Origin of the sequence: Flavobacterium enshiense (genome assembly GCF_040750275.1) — a bacterium.
Classification (GTDB): Bacteria; Bacteroidota; Bacteroidia; order Flavobacteriales; family Flavobacteriaceae; genus Flavobacterium; species Flavobacterium enshiense_B.
Window position 1 is genome coordinate 525,015 of record NZ_JBDOCV010000005.1, and the last position, 24,670, is coordinate 549,684.

Below are 24,670 nucleotides of genomic sequence, written 5' to 3' on the forward strand. Positions count from 1 at the left end.
CTTTTTTTTTGAAAATTCTATAAGAGAAATAAAAGAATAAAATGAATACATCAATTAGTAATATTAAGTTTATCAAACGTGTGAAGTGTAATTATATGCACCACATGTCCCATTATTGTTGCCGAAAGCGGAAGAGTTAATCTCAAGTTATAGTTCAAGCTGTAAAAGTCCTTTTGGTAACGAATCCGAAAGGACTTTTTTATTTTTTCCGAAAAGATATTATTTGCCTAAGGTCGTCAAGAACGCCTTATAAAGTCGGAAAAAAAATATTAGTGGGCGTTTCAAATCAATTTCAATCAAATAAAAAATAAAAATCATGACAGCATTAAAAAATAAAATCAGAAAAATACAAACCATCGTTTCGCTCATCGAAAATGCGGAAAGAAAATTAAACGAAAACCTTCTGGAATTAAGCGGCGAAAATGAAATCCCTGCAGCGGAATTGTTGCTTTTGGAAATCAACTCCGAAGAAAACGAATTCCTTTTTATTTAACCCTTAAAAACAGTAATTATGAGCAATAAATCAGTTACAGTAACCGGAATTTCAAACAGTAATAACCAATTTTCTGTGAATGCGAACGGTTCAAGTTTAACCATCAACAATGCCATTTCGGTAGGTTCCTCAAAAGTGCCAAGCCCTACGGATTATCTACTCGCCGGATTTGCAGGAAGTATCAACGCCGTTGGTTTGATCGTTGCCGAAGAATTGGGTATCGAACTACAATCCGTTCAGGTTGAAATTGTTGGGGAATTGGAAACTAAGAAGGCAGAAGGTCTTCCAACGCGTTCCAGAGCCGGTTTCAGAAAAATCGAAGTAATTGTAAAACCTACTTCCGATGCACCGTTAGCCTTGTTAAAACAATGGATTGACGAAGTGAAGGAAAGATGTCCGCTTCGAGATAACCTGATCAATTCGACGCCGGTATTACTAACCATTTTAAAAGAATACAAGCAGCATGACGCTGCCTGACGATAAGTTGTTTTGTTTGTTAAACCGCCTCCGGTACGTCTGCCAATAAAGTTCGGGGGCGGTTTTAAAAAAGAAAAATATTCTAATAAAATAGATTTTTTAGTAATTTTTTAGAAAAAATATCCAATTTATTTTTTTAAACAGAATAAAAATCTAAATTTGCAACGAAATTAAAATAACAATGAATACAATTAAGCAATTTATGATGGGTATGATGTGCGGATTTCCGCAGCGGATGTTTTTTGCTTAATTCGAACGAATACTGTCAAAAACCTCTGCCTACCACAGAGGTTTTTTTATTGAATAACGTATCCTACTGGGAATATACTTTACAACTGAAATATAAACACGATGAAAATTACAACAATGAAAATGATGGACGGAGAAAGAATGATGCACATGCATATGTGCCCAATGCCCCCTTATTGTTGTAGCCAAAAGCGAAGGAGTTAATCTCCGGTTATAGTTCAAACTGTAAAAATCCTTTTGGTAGCCTTTCCAAAAGGATTTTTTTAGATCAAAACCATAAAAAAATAAAGTAAAACAATTTGATAATCAGGTTGTTTTCTAAAAAAAAGTAAAATGAGCACACTACAAAAGATAGATATTTTTGATTTTACTCTGCAAAACGGTGTATACAAACGCTGGTTACCGTTGTATTATCAAACGTTTGGTCAGCCAATCGGGATAGCCCCGGTGGTTTTGGTGAACCATGCCTTGACCGGAAATTCACAGGTAATTGGGGAAAACGGCTGGTGGAACGCTTTAATCGGAACCGAAAAAACCATCGATACTGATTTTTATACGGTAATCGCCTTTAATGTTCCGGGTAACGGTTTTGACGGAATTGCAGAAAACCTGATTGAAAATTACAAAGAGTTTACCGCCAAAGACATAGCCCTGCTTTTTTGGGAGGGTTTACAGTTTTTAGGAGTTCATGAGCTGTTTGCCGTGATTGGCGGAAGTTTAGGCGGTGGTATTGCCTGGGAAATGGCGTTTCTGAAACCCAATGATATTGAAAACCTGATTCCGGTAGCCTCAGACTGGAAAGCTTCGAATTGGTTGATTGCCAATGTGTTGGTTCAGGATGAAATTTTGAATAATTCTGAAAATCCGGTACATGCTGCCCGATTGCATGCGATGTTATTGTACCGAACGCCGCAATCCTTGAAAGCGAAATTCAACCGAAGCAAGCAGGAAAATAAGGAATTGTATCAGATTGAAAGTTGGCTGTTACACCACGGTCAAAAGCTGGAAAATCGCTTTGCCTTGGAAGCGTACAAACTGATGAACCATCTTTTGAAAACCATAGGCGAAAGTACGAATTGTGGTCAGTTTCTCAACTTTGCCAAACAAACCACAACCAATATTCATTTGATAGCCGTTGATTCCGATTATTTCTTCACGGCTGATGAAAACCGCGAAACTTATGAAATCATGAAGCGTGTAAATCAAAGTGTTTTCTATCATGAAATCCAATCGTTACACGGGCACGACGCTTTTCTAATCGAGTTCGAACAGCTCAATGCTATACTGAAAAACACCTTTACAGCAAAAAAAATAAAACTAAACTAAAAACAATACAACTATGAAAATTTTAAAATTCGGAGGGAAATCCTTAGCCTACAACGGCGGGTTCGACAAAGCCATCAACATTATTTTAGACAAGGTCAAACAACAGGAAAAGTTTGCAGTAGTGGTCTCCGCCATCGGAAATGCCACTGACGAACTGGAAGAAATTCTTGAAAAAGCCAAGAAAAACGAAGTCTATCAGATTCAGCTGGAACAATTCAAGAACTATCAAAAGAGTAATTCCGCAGCCGATCTAACTTCAGAATTCACTTTGTTAGAGAAACTTTTTGAAGGCGTGGCGCTTTTAGGGGATTACAGCAAAAAGATCAAAGACAATGTGCTAGCCCAAGGCGAGGTGATTTCCGGGAAAGTGGTTACCCAAGCCTTGAAGGAAAAAGGAATCAACGCTAATTTTTCCGATACCCGCCAACTGATTAAAACCGATGCCAAGTTCGGGAATGCGCAACCGGTCGATGTGATTTCCCGAAAGAACGTTCAGAACCATTTTGCCACCAACAACGGAACGACCGTAAACATCGTAACCGGATTCATCGCTTCCAGTACCGATGGGGAAACCACCACCTTAGGACGCAACGGCAGTAACTTCACCGCTTCTCTTTTAGCCAATTATTTAGATGCCGAAGAACTACAAAGCTTCACCCACGTAGACGGTATCTTTACGGCCAACCCGGATTTAGTGCCGGATGCCAAAAAAATCGATCAGCTTTCTTTTGAAGAAGCTAACGAAATAGCCACTTTCGGCGCTACCATACTCCACGCGAAAACCATCATTCCGCTTATTGAAAAGAAAATCCCGCTTCGGATTTTGAACACTTTTAATCATACGCATAACGGTACTTTAATCAATTCCGAAAATTCAAGAAAAGGTATTAAATCACTTTCTGTTTTGGAAAATGTGACCTTAGTAAATTTAGAAGGCCGTGGTTTGTTGGGTAAACCGGGAATCGACGCAAGAATCTTCAGAGTATTGGCGCAGAATAATATCAGTGTAAGTATCATTTCACAGGGTTCTTCCGAAAGAGGCATCGGTTTTATTGTAAATGCCGTAGATGCTCAAAAAGCCAAAGCAGCCATCGAAGCTGAATTTGAACTGGATTTTTACACCAAAGACGTAAGCAGCGTGTATTTAACGGAAAATGTATCGGTCATTTCCATCATCGGACAGGAATTGGCCACCTTCAACAAACCGTATGATGCTTTAATTCGTAATCAGATTGTACCGATTTTGTTCAACAATACTGTTACCGGAAAAAACGTGAGTTTGGTTGTGGAACGCGCTCAGCTAAAAAAAGCACTGAACGTTATCCACAGTGAGATTTTTGGGATTACCAAAAAAATCAATTTGGTAATCTTCGGACACGGAACGGTTGGAAAAACCCTGATCAATCAGTTGTTAGAAAGCCGTGAAAATATTATCCAGCGCAAAGGCATCGAGCTGAATATCGTGGCAATTGCCAATTCGCGTCAGTTTGTCTTCAATGCAAAAGGGGTTTCCGGCCAATGGGAATCGGAGCTTGAAAATTCCACTCAAAAATCATCCTTAGAGAATATTTTGGCTGCTGTTAAAGACCAGCATTTAGGAAACCTGATCGCTATTGATACGACCGCCAGTAAAGATTTTGTTTCGAATTATGTGGAACTGATCAAAAACGGTTTCGACTTGGTTTCCGCGAATAAAATTGCCAACACCAAAGAATACAGTTTCTACAAAAACCTGCGTGAAAATTTGAATTTTTATCAGAAAAATTATTTGTACGAAACCAATGTGGGTGCCGGATTACCATTAATTGACACGATTCGATTGCTGCACCATTCTGGAGAAAACATTACCCGAATCCGAGGAGTCTTTTCAGGGACATTAAGTTATTTGTTCAATACCTTTTCCGCTACCGATAAAGCCTTCAGCGACGTGCTAAAAGAGGCCATCGAGAAAGGTTTTACCGAGCCCGATCCACGTGAAGATTTGAACGGAAACGATGTCGGCCGAAAATTGTTAATCCTTGCCCGCGAGTTAGACTTGAGCAACGAATTCTCCGAAATAAAAATCCAGAACCTAATCCCTGAAAACTTACGTGAAGGCAGTGTAGGTGATTTCCTTGCGCGATTGGAAGCATTAAATCCGATTTATCAAACGACCAAAAACAACCAAACCGAAAACCATGTCTTGCGATACGTAGGTGATTTGTCCGGTGATTTATCCGTGGAAAACGGAGCAAATCTAGAAGTGAGTCTGGTGTCCGTGCCGCAGGAAAGTTCGTTAGGGCAATTAAAAGGTTCCGATTCCATTTTTGAAATCTATACCGAATCCTACGGCGAACATCCGATTGTGATTCAAGGAGCCGGAGCCGGAGCCGCTGTAACCGCGCGTGGCGTATTTGGCGACATTCTTCGTCTGGCAGAAAAAAGTAAATAATCAACCCTAACAAACAACAAAACAATGAGTAATTCAGAATTCGGCTTGGAAACCCAAGCTATTAGAACCCAAACCGAGCGCACCCAGTTTTTAGAACATTCCGTGCCGTTGTATTTAACCTCCAGTTTCGTTTTTGAAGATGCCGAAGACATGCGCGCTTCGTTCACCGAAGAAAAAGAACGTAACATTTACAGCCGCTTCACCAATCCGAACACCAGTGAATTTGTGGAGAAAATCTGTAAAATGGAAGGTGCGGAAGACGGTTACGCCTTTGCCACCGGAATGGCAGCAATCTATTCAACATTTGCGGCATTATTGGAATCAGGAGATCATATCGTTTCCGTAGGCAGTGTGTTTGGTTCGACTCACACTTTGTTTACAAAATATTTTCCGAAATGGAATATCTCGACCAGTTATTTCGACATCAACAAACCGGAAACCATCGAAAGCTACATTCAGCCGAATACGAAAATCCTTTTTGCCGAATCACCCACGAATCCTGCGGTAGACATTATCGATTTGGAATTGTTAGGGCAGATTGCCAAGAAGTACAACCTGATTTTGATTATCGACAATTGTTTCGCGACACCGTTTCTGCAAAACCCAATTCAATACGGTGCCGATTTGGTCGTGCATTCCGCCACCAAATTAATCGATGGGCAAGGACGTGTTTTAGGAGGCATTACCGTAGGGAGAGCTGACTTGATTCGTGAGATTTACCTGTTTTCGAGAAATACCGGTCCGGCTTTGTCGCCGTTCAATGCGTGGGTGTTGTCCAAAAGCTTGGAAACGTTACCGGTTCGTGTGGAAAGACATTGTGAAAATGCGGTGAAAGTCGCCGAGTTTCTGGAAAACCACCCAAACGTGAACCGAGTAAAATACCCGTTTTTGAAATCGCATCCGCAATACGAAATCGCCAAAAAGCAAATGAAATTGGGCGGAAACATCGTAGCCTTTGAAATCAAAGGCGGCATTGAAGCAGGGCGCAGGTTTCTGGATAAAATTCAATGGTGTTCGTTGTCGGCAAACCTTGGCGATACCCGAACCATTGTCACGCATCCAGCCTCGACCACGCACAGCAAATTAACGGAAGAAGAACGTTTGGCGGTAAGTATTACGGATGGTCTGGTGCGCGTTTCGGTAGGTTTGGAAACCGTTCAGGATGTAATCAATGATTTGCAACAAGCGTTAGAACAATAAACTGTTTATTGGGTAAATTATAGAATATAAATCTAAAATAATTTGATTTTAAATCTATAAATAGAAAATATTTCCGAATTCAAAATTAATTATTAGCTTTGCACCGTTCTTACACAAGCTGACGTTATCACGAAAGGCAGAGGGACTAGACCCGACGAAGCCTTAGCAACCCTACTCTTGTAGAAGGTGCTACATTCTACCTCGCTCCGGCGGGACAGATAACAGGATACTTTTTTAGGTGTCTCTCTGATTTCACGATAACAACATAGTTTAAAATTTGGAGCAAAAGGCTTGGGCTTTTTGCGATCCATTTTCCCGCTATCCGCTACTTCCAATTGAAAATTGGAAACGCTGCTATCGGGGCTAGAGAACAAACAAATGGAATTTTTGGAAACGCTAACGACTGTGAGTTGTTAGCTAAAAGCTTAAAAAAAATGTCAAAAATAAACGAAGCCATAAAGGAGCGTATCCTTGTTCTTGACGGAGCGATGGGAACCATGCTGCAACGCTATAAATTCGAAGAAGAAGATTTTCGAGGGGAGCGTTTCAAAGATTTTCAGCATCCGTTAAAAGGAAATAATGATTTACTTTCCTTAACACAGCCCGAAGCGGTGAAAGAAGTGCACCGTGCTTATTTTGCTGCTGGAGCCGACATCGTGGAAACCAATACGTTTTCAGGAACCACGATCGGAATGGCGGATTACCACATGGAAGATCTGGTCTACGAGTTAAACTATCAATCCGCAAAAATCGCCCGTGAAGTAGCTGACGAATTTACTGATAAGCCGCGCTTTGTCGCAGGTTCTATCGGCCCAACCAACCGAACGGCCAGCATGAGTCCCGATGTGAACGACCCGGGATTCCGTGCGGTCACTTTCGACGAATTGCGCATCGCCTACAAAGAACAAGTGGAAGCCTTAATCGATGGGGGGAGCGATATTCTGTTGGTGGAAACCATTTTTGATACGTTAAACGCCAAAGCCGCCCTTTTTGCCATCGAAGAAGTAAAAGAAGAACGCAACATCGACATTCCAATCATGGTTTCGGGAACGATTACGGATGCATCAGGCAGAACCTTATCGGGACAAACCGTAGAAGCATTTTTGATTTCGATTTCGCATATTCCGTTGTTAAGCGTTGGCTTCAATTGCGCTTTAGGAGCGGATCAGTTAAAACCGTATTTAAAACGATTGGCGCACAATACGTCGTTCAATATTTCAGCACACCCGAATGCAGGGTTGCCTAATGCTTTCGGACAATACGATCAAACGGCAGAAGAAATGCAGGTGCTGATCAAAGAATACTTAGACGATAATTTAATCAATATCATAGGCGGTTGCTGCGGAACCACACCGGAGCACATTCAGTTAATTGCTGAGGTAGCCGCGAATTACAAACCAAGAGTACTGGAGGAAGCATAATGAGTGAAGGAGCTTGTCATAAATATTTAAAACTTTCGGGATTAGAACCGTTAATCGTTACGCCCGAAACCAATTTCGTGAATGTTGGGGAACGTACTAATGTAACCGGTTCACGAAAGTTCCTGCGTTTAATCAAGGAAGAAAAATACGAGGAAGCGCTGGATATTGCCCGTGCTCAAGTAGAAGGCGGTGCGCAGATCATCGACATCAACATGGACGAAGGTATGTTGGACGGCGTGTTCGCGATGACCAAATTCCTGAACCTGATTGCTTCCGAACCTGATATTTCAAGAGTTCCTGTGATGGTTGATAGCTCCAAATGGGAAATCATCGAAGCAGGCTTAAAAGTCGCTCAGGGGAAATGTGTGGTGAATTCCATCAGTTTAAAAGAAGGGAAAGAAGCCTTTTTGCATCATGCGAAATTGGTTAAACGCTACGGAGCGGCAGTAATCGTGATGGCTTTCGATGAGGTCGGTCAAGCCGATACTTATGAACGCCGTATCGAAATCTGTAAGCGATCTTACGATATCTTGGTCAACGAAATAAACTTCCCTGCGGAAGACATCATCTTTGACCCGAATATTTTCCCGGTAGCTACCGGTATGGAAGAACACCGCCGCAATGCTTTGGACTTTTTTTTAGCTACTAAATGGATTCGTGAAAACCTTCCGTATGCTAATATTTCCGGTGGGGTGAGTAACGTTTCGTTCTCGTTCCGAGGAAATGACAAAGTGCGGGAAGCGATGCATTCGGCATTTTTGTATCATGCTATCAAGCACGGGATGACCATGGGCATCGTGAACCCGGAAATGTTGGAAGTGTACGATGAAATCGATCCTACTTTATTAGAATATGTAGAAGACGTTTTATTAGACCGACGCGACGATGCCACCGAGCGCCTTTTGGAATTAGCCGAAAGTTATAAAGGTGATGTGAAGTCGCATGAAAAAGCAGTTCAGGAATGGCGAAGCGGTTCGCTACAGGACAGAATTACACACGCTTTGGTAAAAGGAATCGATGAGTTTATCGAAACCGATGTTGAAGAAGCAAGGCAAGCCGCTGCACGACCTATCGAAGTCATCGAAATCAATCTGATGGCCGGAATGAATGTAGTTGGTGACTTGTTCGGAAGCGGAAAAATGTTCCTGCCGCAAGTAGTGAAATCTGCCCGTGTGATGAAAAAAGCCGTGGCCTATCTGTTACCTTATATAGAAGCGGAAAAAGACGGCGCAACATCATCTGCCGGAAAAGTATTGATGGCGACTGTGAAAGGTGACGTACACGACATCGGTAAAAATATTGTATCCGTGGTGTTAGCATGCAACAATTTCGAAATCATCGATCTAGGAGTTATGGTGCCGCCGGAAAAAATCATCGAAACGGCTGTTAAAGAAAATGTAGATATTATCGGTTTGAGCGGTTTGATTACGCCGTCTTTGGATGAAATGGTGTATTTGGCCAAAGAAATGGACAAACGCGATATCCAAATTCCGATCATGATTGGTGGGGCGACAACCTCGCGTGCACATACGGCTGTGAAAATCGCCCCGGAATACCGTCAAACCGTGGTGCATGTTAACGATGCCTCGCGTGCCGTAACGGTAGCCGGGAATCTGTTAAATAAGGACCGAAAACTATACGCCAGTACCATCCGTGCGGAATATGAGGCGTTTCGTGAAACGTTTTTAAACCGTCAGCGCGATAAAAGTTATCATACCATTGAAAAAGCCAGAGCGAATAAATTGCAATTGGATTGGGAGAATTTCGAAGCTAAAAAACCAAATTTCATTGGAGTAAAAACCATTGAAGTGCCGTTGCAGGAATTGGTGCCGTACATCGATTGGACGCCGTTTTTTGGGTCGTGGCAATTGTTTGGGAAATATCCAGCAATTCTTAATGATAATGTGGTGGGAGAACAAGCAACGATTTTGTTTGCTGATGCTCAAAAAATGTTACAGCAATTGTTAGACGAAAACTGGTTGGAAGCTAAAGGAATATACGGCATCTTTCCGGCGAATCAGGTGAAAGACGACGATGTCGAATTGTACGATGAAAACGGAAACGTGTTGGAAACCTTCTTAACGCTTCGTCAGCAATCGCAAAAAACGGTTGGCGCACCAAACATTGCCTTAGCCGATTTCATAGCGCCAAAAGAAAGCCAGAAAACCGATTACATGGGTGCATTCTGTGTAACGACGGGATTTGGTGTGGATGAAAAGGCGAAAGAATTTGAAGATAATAACGACGATTACAGTTCCATCATGGTGAAAGCATTGGGCGATCGTTTTGCGGAGGCTTTTGCCGAATATTTACACGAGAAGATTCGTAAGGAAATTTGGGGCTATGCTTCGGAAGAACATTTATCCAATGAAGAACTGATTAAAGAAGAATATAAAGGAATACGTCCGGCTCCGGGTTATCCGGCTTGCCCCGATCATTTGGAAAAACCAACGATCTGGAGTTTGTTGAATGTGGAAGAAAAAATAGGCGTGACACTAACGGAAAGTATGGCGATGTGGCCGGCTTCTTCGGTATCGGGCTATTATTTTGGCCATCCGGAAAGTAAGTATTTCGGCCTTGGAAAAATAAAAGAAGATCAGGTGCGCGATTATGCCCAGCGCAGAAATTGTACCTACGAATATGCAGAGAAATGGTTGAATCCGAATATTGCTGATTAGCATTTGGAAAGTAACTCATAACTCATAATTTATAACTTATAATTAGGAATGAAAGTAACGCAACATATAGAAAAAGCCAACGGGAAATCTTTATTCTCTTTTGAAATTCTACCGCCGTTAAAGGGGCAGAATATCAAGTGTATTTTTGACAACATCGAGCCGCTTATGGAATTCAAGCCGCCTTTTATCGACGTAACTTACCATCGGGAAGAGTATGAATTTAAAGAATTACCAAGCGGTTTGCTGGAGAAAAAAATCGTAAAAAAGCGTCCGGGAACGGTTGGGATTTGTTCGGCGATTCAGAATAAATATCAGGTGGATGCCATTCCGCATATATTATGTGGCGGTTTTACCAAAGAAGATACCGAGAATTTCCTGATCGATATGGATTTCCTGGGGATTGACAATGTGGTGGCCTTACGAGGGGATGCCGTGAAAAGCGAAATTTATTTTAAACCGGAAAAAGAGGGCCATTCGTATGCTTCGGAACTGGTAACGCAAATCAACAATCTGAACAACGGTGTTTATTTGGATGCCGATTTACAAAATACCAACAAAACCAATTTTTGCATTGGTGTAGCGGGTTATCCGGAAAAACATATGGAAGCGCCAAGCTTGGACAGTGATATTTATTTCTTAAAGCAGAAAATTAAAAACGGCGCAGATTACATCATCACACAAATGTTTTTCGACAATAAAAAATTCTTTGAATTTGTGGATAAATGTCGTGCGGCCGGAATCACTGTACCCATCATACCGGGACTGAAACCGATTTCCACCAAAAAGCAGCTGAACCTGATTCCGCATCGTTTCAAAGTGGATTTGCCGGATGATTTGATCATGGAAGTTGTGAAAGCCAAAGATAACGAAGTGGTTTCGCAAATCGGCATCGAATGGTGCATCCAGCAAAGTAAAGAGTTGCAGCAAGCAGGCATTCCGGTCTTACATTATTATTCGATGGGGAAATCGGAGAATATTAGACAAATCGCTTCTCAAGTATTTTAATAATCCACCGTATTTACTTAGCCTAACCACAACTGAAACCTGGAAGTCTTTTGCTTTCAGGTTTTTATTTGCAATAAAAATAAATTTTATTAAGGTATTGTTTAATTTTTTTGTTAAAATGTGTTGATATGTTTAAAAAATAATTATCTTTATGAGGAATCAATAGTTGTTCAACCCCAAAAGCTACTATTATGAAAAAACTACTACTATTTGTTGTGATATTTGTACTTACTTCGGCAAACCTGTTTGCTAATGAATATGTTCAAAACTACGAAACGGCTCTGAAATTCAAAAAGGAGGCAGACTATCAAAATGCAGTTAAATATCTTTTGAAGGCACTTAAGGATAAGGAAGATGACTTAGAAACAGCTCAAATTCTTTGTTTCGAAATATCGGATTGCTTTCGAAATGCCGGAGATGAAAAAAATGCTTTAAAATTTATTAAAGTAGCCATACGAAATTACGGTGCAACGCGTGATGATATTAGCGCCAGTTCAATTTTGAACAATGATTTTCTGAAAAACGCCAATGCTTCAATCGATGCAGAGTATTATGATTTGCATCGAATTTATCTTTTGAAATCGAACAAATTTGAGAGAAAAGAATATGCTAAGCTGACACAATAGTTATGAGAGTAATATATAAAAGCCTGATTTGCAGTTGTGAATCGGGCTTTTTTTACGGGTTTTTGGGTCTATTCAGTTTTTTTCTTTAGCGACAAATAAATATTCTGTTATATTTGCCTGATTTTCAAAACCCCAATGCGATTTTTAACTTACGTTTTCGTTTTCTTCTCCTTTTCGATGTTGGCTCAAGAGAAAAACTTGAAACAATATACTGTTGATGTAAGCTATTTCTACGGAAGTATTCTGCCGCACCACACTAATATTCTGCATTTGATCAAAGGACATCCGGAAGGAGCCATTATTAGCTTCAACCGTAAAACATTCGGAAGTAAAAAATGGGAAGCCTGGTACAATTATCCGGATTATGGCTTGTCATTTCAGGCACAGAATAATAAAAACCCTGAATTAGGAAATCTGTACGGTTTGTATGGTCATTTTAATTTTTACTTTTTAAGCCGACGTTTGCAACTTCGTGTAGCACAAGGTATCGCATATAATTCAAATCCATATGACAGGGAAACAAATTACAGAAATTTAGCATATGGTGCGCGTTATATGCCATCCACTTATTTTCTGATTAACTATCATAAACCGAATATCTGGAAAGGTTTTGGGGTTCAGGCAGGGGTAAACTTTGTACACCATTCCAATGCTAATCTAAAATCACCAAATACAAGTACAAATACCATTGCGCTTAATTTAGGGGTAAATTATGAGTTGTCGGATAGTGATTCGGTAGCTTACATCAAACACGAAAAGGAAAAGTTTACAGAACCAATTCGATATAATTTGGTTTTTCGAAGCGGTGTCAATGAAAGCGATTTGGTTGAAAGCGGCCAATATCCGTTTTACGTCGCCTCTGCTTATATTGACAAACGCATTAATCGCAAAAGTGCCTTGCAATTGGGAGCTGATGTTTTCTGGATGATGTATCTGAAAGAATTTATTCGTTATCAAGCCATTGCGTACTATGAATTGAACTATGACGCCAATGCCGATTACCGAAGAGTGGGCGTTTTTGCGGGGCATGAGTTGTTTATTGATAAATTGGCTGTCGATACCCAAATTGGGTATTATGTATATGATCCGTCTAATAAATTTGGAAGCATATACCAGCGATTAGGTGCGAAATACTATTTGACAAAAAATGTTTCGGCGGGAGTAAGTTTAAAAACCCATGTTTCCAGAGCGGAAGCTTTGGAGTTCAGTTTAGGGCTTCGTTTATAATTATGAGAAAGTTTTGTTTAATTGCAGTAATGGTAATCTTACTTGTTTCCTGTAGTTCGGAGATCATGCCGGCTTGTTACAGAGATGCCGGAAAAACGGTGACAAAAGAAGAAGTGATGCCTTTTTTTGATCAGATAAGTATTGGGGAAGGTGTTGAGTTGATCATAAAACAAGGAACTGAAAGCCATGTAGAACTTAGCTCCGGAGAAAATGTTATTCATGAAATGGAAGCAAGTGTTTCCGATAATGTACTTTATATAAAAAACAATCTCGAATGCAGTTTAGGAACAGTTATTCCTGTAAAGGCTAAAGTTACCGTTCCGGATTTAAAAAAAATCTATTCGTCATCTCAGTACAATGTGTCGTCTGATGGCGTTTTGAATTTTCCTTATCTGAATTTGCAACAAGGTTTGTTCGGCAAAACCGCCTCTAATGTTTTTACGCTGGAAGTCAATTCCGAGCACTTAGTGGTGGAAAACAATACAACAAATATATTTCGGATAAAAGGGACGACTAATTCACTGAGCGTTTCTTTCTACGGTGGAAGTGGCCGATTTGAGGGAGCAGAACTTAACGCTAATGAAATTTCAATTTTTCAGCGTAGTTCAAACGACATGATTCTGAAGCCTATCAATAAAATTGAAGGCAATATATACAGTGTCGGTAATGTAATTTTGGTAACCTCACCAGCCACAATAAATGTAACCCAGCATTACACCGGGCATATCATTCATCAATAAAATAAGGTGTTATTTTTTAGTTTTCTCTCTGAAAATCTGTTCAAGATTCTTACTTTTTAACGATAATTGTAAGGTTCTCAGCCCTTTTTCGGAAGCGAAGTCAAACACTTTTGAACGCATGTCTTCGTCGGTTTTAAAAGTCAGTTCCCAAATATTGTTTTGAATGTTTCTGTAGCTGTAAATTTGCGGGAGAGTTGCCAAAACTTCTTCAGCAATAGTTTGGTCGAATTCTACTTCAATGATTTGCTCTTCTACTTCGGCTACTAATTTTTCCAGATTTTTATCGGTTACGATTTTTCCCTGATTGATGATGATGACACGGTCGCAAATCGCTTCCACTTCCTGCATGATGTGTGTGGAAAGAAAAACAGTTTTGTCTTTTCCGATATTTTTAATCAAATCACGGATTTCCACCAACTGATTCGGGTCCAATCCGGTGGTAGGTTCGTCTAAAATCAAAACTTCAGGATTGTGCAGCAAAGCGGTTGCTAATCCTACACGCTGACGGTATCCTTTCGACAGTTCGCCTATTTTTTTATGGCTTTCGGGTGTTAATCCCGTTAGCGCAATCACTTCATCAATGCGTGATTTGACTACTTTGTAAACATCGGCGTTAAAAGCCAGGTACTCCCGAACATACAAATCCAAGTAAAGCGGATTGTGTTCCGGTAAATATCCAACCGATTTTTGTACTTCTTTTTGTGAAACCGCAACATCATGTCCGCTTACGGAAGCATTTCCTTCATCGGCAGTAAGATAGGTGGTCAGGATTTTCATCAAGGTTGATTTTCCGGCACCGTTCGGACCAAGAAAGCCTACGATTTCCCCTTTTTTTACTGAAAATGAAACATTGTCCAGCGCTTTTTGTTCGCCGTAATTTTTGGAAATATTCTGAACTTCAATAGACATAATTCACGATTTGAAGCAAAAGTAACAAAATAAATGGATTAAATAATTTCAGGCAGTCACGATATATTTTACATTTACGGAAAAATCTTAATTTGTAAGTAAAATTCTGTAAAAATGAGAAAAATTGGATTGTTGTTTTTGGTATTCGGACAACTGGCTTTCAGTCAAAAGAACCCGTCAATTATGGAATCGGAAGTTGTGCGTATCGAAACCGAATTGGCAGCTGATAAAATGCAGGGCAGGGAAGTTTTTACGCCGGGGATCGATTCGGCTTCGGCATTCATTGAGAAGGAATTTCAGAAAATAGGGCTTTCCTTTTATATGGACCTGAAAAATTATCGTCAGGAATTTGAAATCAAAGGAAAAAAAGCCAACAATGTAATAGGCATCCTTCCGGGAACGACAAAGCCGGAGGAGTACGTGATTTTTTCAGCGCATTATGATCATTTGGGAATGAAAGATTATGGCGATGATAAGATTTACAACGGAGCGAATGACGATGCTTCCGGGACGACAGCGGTAATAGCTTTGGCGAAGCATTTCAAAATGCTGCAACAAAATGAGCGGACCTTGATTTTTGTGGCTTTTACAGCAGAAGAAGTAGGTGGTTTCGGTTCAAGATTCTTTTCCCAAAGCCTTAATGCCGACAACGTGGTAGCCATGTTTAATATTGAAATGATTGGAACCGAAAGCAAATGGGGTAAAAATTCCGCCTACATTACCGGTTATGAGAAATCCGATTTCGGAACGATCCTTCAGAAGAATTTAAAAAATTCCGATTTTACCTTTCAGCCCGATCCGTATCCTAGCCAAAAACTGTTTTACCGTTCTGATAATGCCACACTGGCGGCTTTAGGAGTTCCGGCCCATACTATTTCCACCTCAAAAATGGATTCGGAAGAAAATTACCATCAGTTGAGCGATGAGGTTGAAACGCTGGATTTAAAGAATATGACTGAAATTATAAAAGCAATCGCAATAAGTGCAGAAAGTATCGTTAATGGAAAAGATACCCCTTCAAGGGTAAAAAAAAGATAATAAATTCAAGGATAAAAGCATATTTTTGAGATTTATTTAAAAAAAAGATACAGCCGTATTGTTTTTTTAGTAGCTTTGTATTTCAACAATCGAACAAAAGTGATTTCAAATAACACTTTTTATAGCAACAATTCTTTTTATTTCTTCTGGAGCAAGGAAAGGGATTGTCGTATCGTTATTTGAGTAAAACAGCATTCAATAAAAACAATATACAATCCCGATGTTTCATCGGGATTTTTTTTTGTGCCTATGGAAACGAAAATTGCAATACAGGGAATAAAAGGTTCTTTTCATCATCAGGTGGCTAAGGCTTATTTTGACGAAGCCATCCAATTAGAGGAATGCCTTTCGTTTCCGGATTTGGTTAAAAGTCTGAACGACAAGGTTTCGGATAAAGCGGTTATGGCGTTGGAAAACTCCATTGCCGGCTCAATCATTCCTAATTATGCGTTGATTGATAAGCATGACCTGCACATTATCGGAGAATATTATCTTGGTATAAACATGACCTTGATGGCTCTGAAAGGACAGTCGATTATGGAAATCCGGGAAGTGCATTCCCATCCGATTGCGCTCTTGCAGTGTGCCGTTTTTTTTAGCCAATATCCTCATATTAAATTGGTAGAAAGTGTTGATACGGCCGAAACCGCGCAACGCATCCGAGAGGAACAATTAAAAGGCATAGCCGCTGTAGCCAGTCCGATAGCAGCTCATATGTACGATTTGGAAGTGTTGGCATCCGAAATTCATACCATAAAAAGCAACACCACCCGATTTGTGATTTTACAGAAAACAAATTCGGTAGTTTCTAAAGAATTCATTAACAAAGCCTCCTTGAAATTCGAGTTGGAGGACAAAGAAGGAACTCTGGCTACGTTATTGAACGTAATGAAAGACTGCGGGCTGAACTTAACCAAAATACAGTCCATGCCGGTTATTGAAACACCCTGGTCGTATTCTTTTTTTGTAGATACGACTTTTGCAGCATACGAAAATTATGAGAAAGCCAAATCGGTTTTGACGCTCATGACCCGCAATTTTAAAATTTTAGGCGAATACCAAAACGGACGATTATGATACTGACCGCAAACCGATTAAATAGTGTTCAGGAATACTATTTTTCAAGAAAACTTAAAGAAGTGCGCCAATTGGTTCAGGAAGGAAAACCGATTGTAAACATGGGCATCGGCAGCCCGGATTTAGCACCTTCAGACAAAGTGATTTTGGCCATCCAGAAAGCACTTTTTGATGAAAAAGCGCATGAATATCAAAATTATCAAGGGTTGCCGGAACTCCGTGAAGAAATGGCAAATTTTTATAAAGAGCAGTTTGATGTCGAGTTAAATCCGACAACCGAAATTCTGCCACTTATGGGATCCAAAGAGGGAATTATGCACATTTCCATGGCGTTTTTAAATGAAGGCGATGAGGTTTTGGTGCCGAATCCGGGCTATCCTACCTACGAATCTGTTTCGAATCTGGTCGGAGCTAAAACTGTTTTTTACGATTTGAAAGAAGAAAACGATTGGGAGCCCGATTTGGATGCCCTTGAAAGCAGGGATTTGTCCAAAGTACGAATGATGTGGGTGAGTTATCCGCACATGCCGACGGGCGCCAAAGGAAGTTTGCCGCTTTTTGAAAAACTGGTTGCCTTTGCTTTAAAGCATGATATTTTGCTTGTAAACGACAATCCGTACAGTTTTGTGCTTAACGATAATCCCATGTCCATTCTTCAGGTTGAAGGTGCCAAAGAAACGGTACTCGAGCTGAATTCGCTAAGCAAAACCTTTAATATGGCGGGTTGGCGCGTGGGGATGGTTTCCGGAAGTCAAAAATTAATCGAGGCGGTGCTGAAAGTGAAAAGCAATATGGACAGTGGTATGTTTTATGGCATTCAAAAAGGAGCGGTAGCGGCTTTGCAGTTGGGAGGGAATTGGTTTTCGGAACAAAATAAAATTTATGAGAAGAGGCGGAAACTCATTTTTGAACTGGCGGACAAACTAAGCTGTTCTTATGATAAGCAAAGTGTGGGATTGTTTGTTTGGGCGAAGATTCCCGATTCAGAGCCTTCAGCGGAACAATTTGTAGATAAAATATTGATAGAGAATCATTTGTTTGTGGTGCCCGGAACCGTTTTCGGAAGTAACGGAGAACAGTATATCCGTTTTTCCTTGTGTGTGAATGAAGAAAAAATAAAAGAAGTTTTAAATAGATTTTGAAATGATAACCGAAAAAAACACTATAATTTTGCAGGAAATAAAAGCGATGGAAAACAGCAAATCCTTACGAACCTGGCTGGACGATTTCAAACTGACGCATCCGTTGGTAATCGCCGGGCCGTGCAGTGCAGAAACCGAAGAACAGGTGATGGAAATTGCCCATGAACTCAAAAATTCCGATGTTTCCATTTTTAGAGCCGGTATCTGGAAGCCGAGAACCCGTCCAGGCGGATTTGAAGGCGTAGGAGAAATCGGGTTGAAATGGTTGCAACGAGCCAAAGCGGAAACCGGTATGTTAACAGCCGTAGAAGTAGCGAATGCCCAACATGTAAAACTGGCATTGGAGCATGATGTTGATGTGTTGTGGATTGGTGCGAGAACTACGGTAAACCCATTTGCGGTACAGGAAATCGCCGATATTTTGCAGAATACTGATAAAATCGTACTGCTCAAAAATCCTGTAAATCCCGATTTGTCTTTATGGTTGGGGGGCTTGGAGCGTTTACACAATGCCGGAATTAAAAAATTAGGCGTGATCCACAGAGGATTTTCCACTTACGAAAAAACAAAATACCGAAACATTCCCGAATGGCAGCTGGCTATCGAATTGCAAAATAAGTTCCCGGATTTGCCTTTAATTTGCGATCCGTCTCATATTTCCGGCAGAAGGGACATGATTTTAGAAGTTTCGCAACAGGCTTTGGATCTGAATTACGACGGTCTGATGATTGAAACCCATTGCCATCCGGATGAGGCTTGGAGCGATGCAGCCCAACAGGTTACGCCGGATGCTTTGAAACGTATCTTTATCGATTTGCGCATCCGTAAAACTACCGATGAAGCTGACGATTACAATCAAAAATTAGGCATTTTGCGTACGCAGATTGATGAAATCGACAGTAAATTGCTTGAAATTTTAGGAAAACGCATGCTGATTGCAGACAAAATAGGAGCGTTAAAAAAGGAAAAAAACGTTGCCGTATTACAGAACCAGCGTTGGAACGAAATTTTAGGAAAAATGGTGTTGGAAGGAGAACAAAAAGGATTGAGCGAGGAGTTTATTCTTAAAATGTTCAAAGCAATCCATCAGGAGAGTATCAGTCATCAGGAGAAAGTGTTCAAAACCGATAATTAAAGTTGTATTTTTGAAGCAAATTCATAAGAGTTGTTATGTTGACAACTACATTCATTTTTAACTTTTTACATGACAGGAATCGTATATAAATCTACCGGAAGCTGGTATACTGTTAAAACCGAAGAGGGTTCTTTTTTGGAATGCCGTATCAAAGGGAAATTCCGCATCAAAGGCATTAAAAGCACCAATCCTATTGCAGTAGGCGATATTGTTGATTATGAGTTGGAAGATACCGCCGATGTAATAACAGGAACCATAAACAATATTCACGACCGTAAGAACTACATCGTGCGTAAATCGGTAAACCTGTCGAAACAAACGCATATTATTGCCACCAATATCGATATTGTTTTTCTTCTGGTAACGATTAACAATCCGCCCACGACTACAAGTTTTATCGATCGTTTCCTGGTAACTGCCGAAGCCTATGGGATTGAAGCGGTGCTGGTTTTTAATAAAATTGATACTTACGACGAGGCGACCTTAGACGAGCAATTGTACCTGCAGTACATCTATTCGCAAATCGGTTATAAATGTTTACGTGTTTCTGCTCAGCAAAACAAAGGTTTGGAGGAGTTGAAAGCGATGATGCAGGGTAAAGTTTCGATGTTTTCCGGGCATTCCGGAGTCGGAAAATCTACTTTGGTCAATGCTTTGGAACCGACCCTGAATCTGAAAACCAAGGAAATTTCGGAACAGCACCAACAAGGACAGCACACTACAACTTTTGCAGAAATGTTCGATTTGTCTTTCGGAGCCCAAATCATCGATACACCGGGAATCAGAGGTTTTGGTATTGTCGATATGGAAAAACAGGAAATCGGCGATTACTTCCCGGAATTTTTTTCCTTGAAAGACCAATGTAAATTTAACAACTGTCTGCATAAAGAAGAACCGCATTGTGCCGTGAAAGCCGCGTTGGAGAAAGACGAAATTGCCTGGTCACGCTATAAAAGTTATCTTCAAATTTTAGAAGGCGACGATGAGCACTACCGCTCTGATATTTATGGTGATGATCGTGAAGCCAGTGACAGAACAAGACAATCTTAATTTTAATGAAAGCTGTAATACAAAGAGTTTCTGAGGCATCGGTTACTATTGAAGGAAAAAAGGTAGCTGACATTCAAAAAGGGTTGCTGGTTTTGGTCGGGATTGAAGATGCATCATCACAAGAAGACATTAGTTGGCTGACTTCAAAAATTGCCAACCTTCGCATCTTTGGCGATGAAGACGGGGTGATGAATCTTTCCGTTAAAGATATTAACGGAGAGGTGATTGTAGTGAGTCAGTTCACGTTACATGCGTCTACCAAAAAAGGAAATCGTCCTTCTTATATAAAAGCATCAAAACCGGATGTAGCCATTCCTTTGTATGAAAGCTTTGTAAAACAAATGGAATACGAGTTAGGGAAAAAGATACAAACCGGAGCGTTTGGTGCCGATATGAAAGTAGCGTTGCTTAACGATGGTCCGGTAACGATTATTATCGATACTAAAAATAAAGAATGAATCTTGATGATTTTTGTAGGATTTTATATGAATTATTGTTTATTTTAGCCATAAAGAAAAGATTAGTTGATGAAAAAGTTGTTTTTTTTACTTCTACTACTGCATTGTCCGGTATTTTTTTCATTTGCTCAGAATGTTGACCTTTCGGTTTTTTCTATTCCGGACAGTCTTAAAGAGAATGCCAATGCGGTGGTGCGATTGAACAATATTAATATTGATGTTCTTTCTCAGCGTAAAATGATTATCAAAACCAAAAGAGTTGTAAGTGTGATTAATCAGGAAGGTTTGAAAGCAATTGATGCTGTAGAATATTATGATAAATCAACTTCGATAAAAGAAATAAGTTTGGTGGTTTTAGACGCAAGTGGAAATGAAATAAAAAAAATTAAAAGAAAAGACTTTAAAGATGTTGCAGCTGCCGACGATGTTACCCTTTTTTCGGATAACAGAATAGTTTTCTATGAATATACTCCAGTGTCGTATCCATTTACGGTTATTTACTATTGTGAGAAAGAGACCTCAAATACGGCATTTATTCCCCAATGGTATCCCTTTGATAGTTTTTTTGTGAGCGTAGAAAAGAGTATTTTGAATGTTAATTGTTTGCCTTCATTGGGATTGAAGAAAAAAGAACTTTTTTTTGAGAAATATAAGATTCAAAAATTAATTGAAAGTGATTCAAAAATTTCATATAAAGCAGAACACTTATTAGCTCAAAAGTATGAAGATTATACACCTTTTGAGTCAATATTTCCTAAACTAATAATAGGGCTTGATTTTTTTCATCTTGAAGGTGTTGATGGTAACGCTTCGGATTGGAAAACAATGGGTAAATGGTTTGGAGATGAGGTGCTTAAAGGTTCTTTGGAGTTGTCAGAAGAAGTAAAAATAAAGATTCGAAATCTGATTGGGACAGAACAAGATCCTGTGAAAAAAGCTAAAATCATATACGATTATATTCAAGGAAAAACCAGATATGTTAGCATTCAAGAAGGGATAGGCGGATGGAGGCCGATGCCGGCTAAAGACGTAGATCGTTTGGGGTATGGAGATTGTAAAGCGTTGACTAATTATACCAAGGCTTTGCTTGAGGTAGTAGGAGTACCGTCTTATTATACAAGGCTTTATGGAGGGAAGAAGAAAAAAGATGTAATTGAAGATTTTGTATCGATGCAAAGTAATCATGTTATATTGGCCATTCCGGTTAATGAAAATTACATTTGGCTTGAATGTACAAGTCAGGACAATCCTTTTGGGTATCAGGGGTGTTTTACAGACGATAGAAACGCTTTAGTAATGAAACCTAATGGTGGTGAGATTGTAAGAACTAAAAGATATTCTGAAAAAGAAAATAGTCAAACGATAAAAGGAAGTTACACATTGTCAAAAGAAGGTAATCTGACAGGTCAGATCTCTATTGTTTCTTCTGGTGTAAGATATGAAGATAAATTTCGTCTTGAGAAAAGTGCCGTACAAGAAAGGAATCTTTTTTATAAGGAGCAATGGAGCAATCTTAATGATTTGAAAATAAGCCAAGTTTCATATTTAAACAATAAGGATAATATTACTTTTGCTGAGAATGTTCAAATTTCGTCGGCAAGTTATTGTGATTTTTTGTCTAAAGAGATGGTTTTTGCGATTAATGTATTCAATCAGAACAATAGTGTGCCACATAAGTACAGGCAGAGGAAAAATCCATTTGAGATTGATCGCGGTTTTAGTGATTATGATGAAATTGAAGTTACTTTGCCACAGGGGTATACTGTTAAAAGTAAGCCTGAAATGTTAGAAATTAGGAATAAATTTGGTGAATATAAGATTGAAATTATACTTCAAAAATCAGGTAAAATAATGTATAAGCGTAATCTTATTATTTATAAAGGATTTTATAACGAAAGCGAATACAACGAATACAGGTTATTTAGAGAGCAAATAGCCAAAAATGATAATTCTAAAATAATAATAACCAGTATATAAATGAAATATTTATCTTTTTTAGTGATGGCATTTTTTTCTTTTATGCCAAGTTTCGCCCAGAAAAGCGAATTAGGAAAAGTTACTGTCGAAGAACTTAAAGAAAAGAGTTGTCCTTCTGATTCTACAGCTACGGCAGCAGTTCTTTTTGAAAAGGGAAGAACATTTTTTGAATACAGGCAAGGGGAAGGGTTTGATGTAGTAACAGAAGTGGATATAAAAATAAAAATATACTCTAAAGAAGGTTACAATTGGGCTAATAAGACAGTTGCTTTTTATGTTGGAAACTCACCAAAGGAAGAAGTTACATTTGAAAAAGCAGTGACTTATAATCTTGTAGATGGTCAAATTCAGAAGAGTAAATTGAAAAATGAAGGTGAGTTTGTTGAGAAAAAAAACAAGTTTTGGTCAGAACATAAAATAACTATGCCAAATGTTCGGGAAGGATCTATTGTGGAATATAGATACATAATTCGATCTCCATATATTTCATCTTTTCCAGAGTGGAGTTTTCAGAAATCTATTCCGGTAAATTATTCGGAGTATACGACGTCAATACCTGAGTATTTTGTCTATAATATTTACAGAAAAGGTTTTTTACAACCAAAAGAAAATATAGAAAAAAAACATAAAACAATCGTTCATAACAATAAAGTAAGTTCTAATCCTAGAGAAGCTTATGATACTAAAACAGTAACAAAAAGTATTAGTTATTCCGAAACTGTGACGACATATAAACTCGATAATATACCGGCTTTGCGTGATGAAATGTATGTGAATAATATAAGAAATTATTCGACAATTTTTCAACATGAGTTGTCCGTGAAAAAAATGTCTGAGTTAAACCCTGAGTATTTTTCTGAAACATGGGAAGATGTTGTGAAAAAAATTTATGAGACTGACGGTTTCGGAAATGAATTAAGTAAAGTAAATTACTTTGAAAATGATATAAATTCAATTGTAAAAGATTCAAAAACTGCAATTGAAAAAGTGAACGCTGTTTATGATTTTATAAAGACCAGAATGAATTGGGACGGTACTTACGGTTATTTATGTGATAAAGGGGTGAGAAAGGCATTTGATGATAAAATTGGAAATGTTGCTGAAATTAATTTGATGTTAACTGCGATGCTGAGAAATGCAGGCGTTGAAGCTAATCCGGTTTTGGTTAGTACAAGATCTAATGGGATCAATCTTTTTCCAAGTAGGAATGCTTATAACTATATTATTACAGCTGTAGAGATTGATAATAATGTATTGCTTTTGGATGCAACCAATAAATATGCATTGCCGAATATCATGCCAATAAGAAATTTAAATTGGTTTGGTCGATTAATCAGGAATAATGGCTCATCCAGTGAAATAGATTTAATGGCAAAGACCATTTCGAAAAATCACATTAATTTAATGGCAAACATTGATCAAAATGGAGGAGTTTCTGGTAAAATAAAAGAAGTATATACCGATTATGAATCATTTGTCTTTAGGGATGCAAATAATTCATTGAGTAAAGATTCTTATTTGGAAAGATTGGAAAAGCAGCGAAGTGGCATTGAAGTAGAAGAGTATACGGTTGAAAATGAAAAGGAACTTGATAAAATACTTATGGAATCTTATTCGTTTAAACATAATAATTCGGTTGAGGTTATTGATGGTAAAATGTATTTTTCACCATTGTTATTTTTGTCGGTAACGGAAAACCCTTTTAAAGAGGAAACCAGAAGTTATCCTATAGATTTTGTCTATCCGAACCAATATAAGAAGTTGCTAACATTAACAATTCCAGAAGGATATACTGTTGAATCTGTCCCTGCTCCTATAAATGTAGTGTTCTCAGAAAATTTAATGAGTTATAAATTTAATATCGTTGCTAAAGGGAATCAACTTCAAATTATATCTGTTATGGATGTAAATACGAGTATTTTGCCTGCCGAAGATTATGAAGAGTTAAAAGTTTTTTTTAGTGAAATGGTAAAAAAACAGAAAGAAAAAATTGTTCTTAAAAAGGCTTGAA

The 24,670-nt window shown here is 38.9% G+C and carries 20 protein-coding genes and 1 riboswitch; of the genes, 19 read left to right on the forward strand and 1 reads right to left on the reverse strand.

Features of this window, described 5'->3' with window-relative positions; all coding sequences use genetic code 11:
- Positions 1-316 precede the first annotated feature (316 nt).
- From ABGT15_RS11585 to ABGT15_RS11635, 11 genes are all read left to right on the forward strand, one after another.
- Complete coding sequence (locus tag ABGT15_RS11585; RefSeq protein WP_367231585.1) at positions 317-493, forward strand: hypothetical protein; 177 nt, start codon at positions 317-319, stop codon at positions 491-493.
- 18 nt (positions 494-511) lie between these two features.
- Positions 512-970: an OsmC family protein gene (locus tag ABGT15_RS11590; protein WP_367231586.1), complete on the forward strand. Its 459-nt coding sequence runs from the start codon at positions 512-514 to the stop codon at positions 968-970.
- A 582-nt stretch (positions 971-1,552) separates the two neighbouring features.
- A complete protein-coding gene (locus tag ABGT15_RS11595) occupies positions 1,553-2,545 on the forward strand; it encodes an alpha/beta fold hydrolase (protein WP_367231587.1) in 993 nt (330 codons plus the stop codon).
- Positions 2,546-2,558: 13 nt separating this feature from the next.
- Positions 2,559-4,976 (forward strand): bifunctional aspartate kinase/homoserine dehydrogenase I, encoded by a 2,418-nt coding sequence (thrA, locus tag ABGT15_RS11600; RefSeq protein WP_367231588.1) that lies wholly within the window; start codon positions 2,559-2,561, stop codon positions 4,974-4,976.
- Positions 4,977-5,000: 24 nt separating this feature from the next.
- Positions 5,001-6,176, forward strand: coding sequence for a trans-sulfuration enzyme family protein (locus tag ABGT15_RS11605; protein WP_367231589.1), 1,176 nt, complete (start codon positions 5,001-5,003; stop codon positions 6,174-6,176).
- Positions 6,177-6,297: 121 nt separating this feature from the next.
- A riboswitch (SAM riboswitch) is annotated at positions 6,298-6,401 on the forward strand.
- A 209-nt stretch (positions 6,402-6,610) separates the two neighbouring features.
- A complete protein-coding gene (locus ABGT15_RS11610) occupies positions 6,611-7,597 on the forward strand; it encodes a homocysteine S-methyltransferase family protein (RefSeq protein WP_367231590.1) in 987 nt (328 codons plus the stop codon).
- The gene (metH, locus tag ABGT15_RS11615; protein ID WP_367231591.1) at positions 7,597-10,275 is read left to right on the forward strand and encodes a methionine synthase; all 2,679 of its coding nucleotides are present in this window, start codon (positions 7,597-7,599) and stop codon (positions 10,273-10,275) included. Before ABGT15_RS11610 ends, metH begins: the two co-directional genes overlap by 1 nt.
- 48 nt (positions 10,276-10,323) lie before the next feature.
- Complete coding sequence (gene metF / locus ABGT15_RS11620; protein ID WP_367231592.1) at positions 10,324-11,280, forward strand: methylenetetrahydrofolate reductase [NAD(P)H]; 957 nt, start codon at positions 10,324-10,326, stop codon at positions 11,278-11,280.
- A gap of 191 nt (positions 11,281-11,471) precedes the next feature.
- Entirely contained in the window at positions 11,472-11,906 is a 435-nt protein-coding gene (locus ABGT15_RS11625; RefSeq protein WP_367231593.1) for a hypothetical protein, read from the forward strand.
- Positions 11,907-12,041: 135 nt separating this feature from the next.
- Entirely contained in the window at positions 12,042-13,133 is a 1,092-nt protein-coding gene (locus ABGT15_RS11630) for an acyloxyacyl hydrolase (protein ID WP_367231594.1), read from the forward strand.
- A gap of 2 nt (positions 13,134-13,135) precedes the next feature.
- Positions 13,136-13,873, forward strand: a complete 738-nt coding sequence (locus ABGT15_RS11635; RefSeq protein ID WP_367231595.1) for a head GIN domain-containing protein — start codon at positions 13,136-13,138, stop codon at positions 13,871-13,873.
- Between the two features lie 9 nt (positions 13,874-13,882).
- On the opposite strand, the gene gldA is transcribed toward ABGT15_RS11635, so the two are convergent.
- Positions 13,883-14,782: a gliding motility-associated ABC transporter ATP-binding subunit GldA gene (gene gldA / locus ABGT15_RS11640; RefSeq protein WP_367231596.1), complete on the reverse strand. Its 900-nt coding sequence runs from the start codon at positions 14,780-14,782 to the stop codon at positions 13,883-13,885.
- A 114-nt stretch (positions 14,783-14,896) separates the two neighbouring features.
- Here gldA and ABGT15_RS11645 point away from each other — a divergent pair, with 114 nt between their 5' ends.
- The 8 genes from ABGT15_RS11645 to ABGT15_RS11680 all read left to right on the forward strand — a co-directional run bounded on the left by ABGT15_RS11645 (position 14,897) and on the right by ABGT15_RS11680 (position 24,669).
- Positions 14,897-15,820, forward strand: coding sequence for a M28 family metallopeptidase (locus tag ABGT15_RS11645; protein ID WP_367231597.1), 924 nt, complete (start codon positions 14,897-14,899; stop codon positions 15,818-15,820).
- 249 nt (positions 15,821-16,069) lie between these two features.
- The gene (locus tag ABGT15_RS11650) at positions 16,070-16,897 is read left to right on the forward strand and encodes a prephenate dehydratase (protein ID WP_367231598.1); all 828 of its coding nucleotides are present in this window, start codon (positions 16,070-16,072) and stop codon (positions 16,895-16,897) included.
- A complete protein-coding gene (locus tag ABGT15_RS11655; protein WP_367231599.1) occupies positions 16,894-18,039 on the forward strand; it encodes a pyridoxal phosphate-dependent aminotransferase in 1,146 nt (381 codons plus the stop codon). Before ABGT15_RS11650 ends, ABGT15_RS11655 begins: the two co-directional genes overlap by 4 nt.
- Positions 18,040-18,085: 46 nt before the next feature.
- The gene (locus tag ABGT15_RS11660; RefSeq protein WP_367231643.1) at positions 18,086-19,174 is read left to right on the forward strand and encodes a chorismate mutase; all 1,089 of its coding nucleotides are present in this window, start codon (positions 18,086-18,088) and stop codon (positions 19,172-19,174) included.
- Positions 19,175-19,243: 69 nt separating this feature from the next.
- The gene (gene rsgA / locus ABGT15_RS11665) at positions 19,244-20,224 is read left to right on the forward strand and encodes a ribosome small subunit-dependent GTPase A (RefSeq protein WP_367231600.1); all 981 of its coding nucleotides are present in this window, start codon (positions 19,244-19,246) and stop codon (positions 20,222-20,224) included.
- Positions 20,225-20,229: 5 nt separating this feature from the next.
- A complete protein-coding gene (dtd, locus tag ABGT15_RS11670) occupies positions 20,230-20,682 on the forward strand; it encodes a D-aminoacyl-tRNA deacylase (RefSeq protein ID WP_367231601.1) in 453 nt (150 codons plus the stop codon).
- A 69-nt stretch (positions 20,683-20,751) separates the two neighbouring features.
- A complete protein-coding gene (locus ABGT15_RS11675) occupies positions 20,752-22,659 on the forward strand; it encodes a DUF3857 domain-containing protein (RefSeq protein ID WP_367231602.1) in 1,908 nt (635 codons plus the stop codon).
- Entirely contained in the window at positions 22,660-24,669 is a 2,010-nt protein-coding gene (locus ABGT15_RS11680) for a DUF3857 domain-containing protein (protein ID WP_367231603.1), read from the forward strand.
- The last annotated feature ends 1 nt before the right edge of the window (position 24,670 follow it).

Bases quoted from the DNA above. Each gene is read 5' to 3' on its own strand.
- ABGT15_RS11585 (WP_367231585.1), top strand. From the start codon at position 317: ATGACAGCATTAAAAAATAAAATCAGAAAAATACAAACCATCGTTTCG.
- ABGT15_RS11590 (WP_367231586.1), top strand. From the start codon at position 512: ATGAGCAATAAATCAGTTACAGTAACCGGAATTTCAAACAGTAATAAC.
- ABGT15_RS11595 (WP_367231587.1), top strand. From the start codon at position 1,553: ATGAGCACACTACAAAAGATAGATATTTTTGATTTTACTCTGCAAAAC.
- thrA (WP_367231588.1), top strand. From the start codon at position 2,559: ATGAAAATTTTAAAATTCGGAGGGAAATCCTTAGCCTACAACGGCGGG.
- ABGT15_RS11605 (WP_367231589.1), top strand. From the start codon at position 5,001: ATGAGTAATTCAGAATTCGGCTTGGAAACCCAAGCTATTAGAACCCAA.
- ABGT15_RS11610 (WP_367231590.1), top strand. From the start codon at position 6,611: ATGTCAAAAATAAACGAAGCCATAAAGGAGCGTATCCTTGTTCTTGAC.
- metH (WP_367231591.1), top strand. From the start codon at position 7,597: ATGAGTGAAGGAGCTTGTCATAAATATTTAAAACTTTCGGGATTAGAA.
- metF (WP_367231592.1), top strand. From the start codon at position 10,324: ATGAAAGTAACGCAACATATAGAAAAAGCCAACGGGAAATCTTTATTC.
- ABGT15_RS11625 (WP_367231593.1), top strand. From the start codon at position 11,472: ATGAAAAAACTACTACTATTTGTTGTGATATTTGTACTTACTTCGGCA.
- ABGT15_RS11630 (WP_367231594.1), top strand. From the start codon at position 12,042: ATGCGATTTTTAACTTACGTTTTCGTTTTCTTCTCCTTTTCGATGTTG.
- ABGT15_RS11635 (WP_367231595.1), top strand. From the start codon at position 13,136: ATGAGAAAGTTTTGTTTAATTGCAGTAATGGTAATCTTACTTGTTTCC.
- gldA (WP_367231596.1), bottom strand. From the start codon at position 14,782: ATGTCTATTGAAGTTCAGAATATTTCCAAAAATTACGGCGAACAAAAA.
- ABGT15_RS11645 (WP_367231597.1), top strand. From the start codon at position 14,897: ATGAGAAAAATTGGATTGTTGTTTTTGGTATTCGGACAACTGGCTTTC.
- ABGT15_RS11650 (WP_367231598.1), top strand. From the start codon at position 16,070: ATGGAAACGAAAATTGCAATACAGGGAATAAAAGGTTCTTTTCATCAT.
- ABGT15_RS11655 (WP_367231599.1), top strand. From the start codon at position 16,894: ATGATACTGACCGCAAACCGATTAAATAGTGTTCAGGAATACTATTTT.
- ABGT15_RS11660 (WP_367231643.1), top strand. From the start codon at position 18,086: ATGGAAAACAGCAAATCCTTACGAACCTGGCTGGACGATTTCAAACTG.
- rsgA (WP_367231600.1), top strand. From the start codon at position 19,244: ATGACAGGAATCGTATATAAATCTACCGGAAGCTGGTATACTGTTAAA.
- dtd (WP_367231601.1), top strand. From the start codon at position 20,230: ATGAAAGCTGTAATACAAAGAGTTTCTGAGGCATCGGTTACTATTGAA.
- ABGT15_RS11675 (WP_367231602.1), top strand. From the start codon at position 20,752: ATGAAAAAGTTGTTTTTTTTACTTCTACTACTGCATTGTCCGGTATTT.
- ABGT15_RS11680 (WP_367231603.1), top strand. From the start codon at position 22,660: ATGAAATATTTATCTTTTTTAGTGATGGCATTTTTTTCTTTTATGCCA.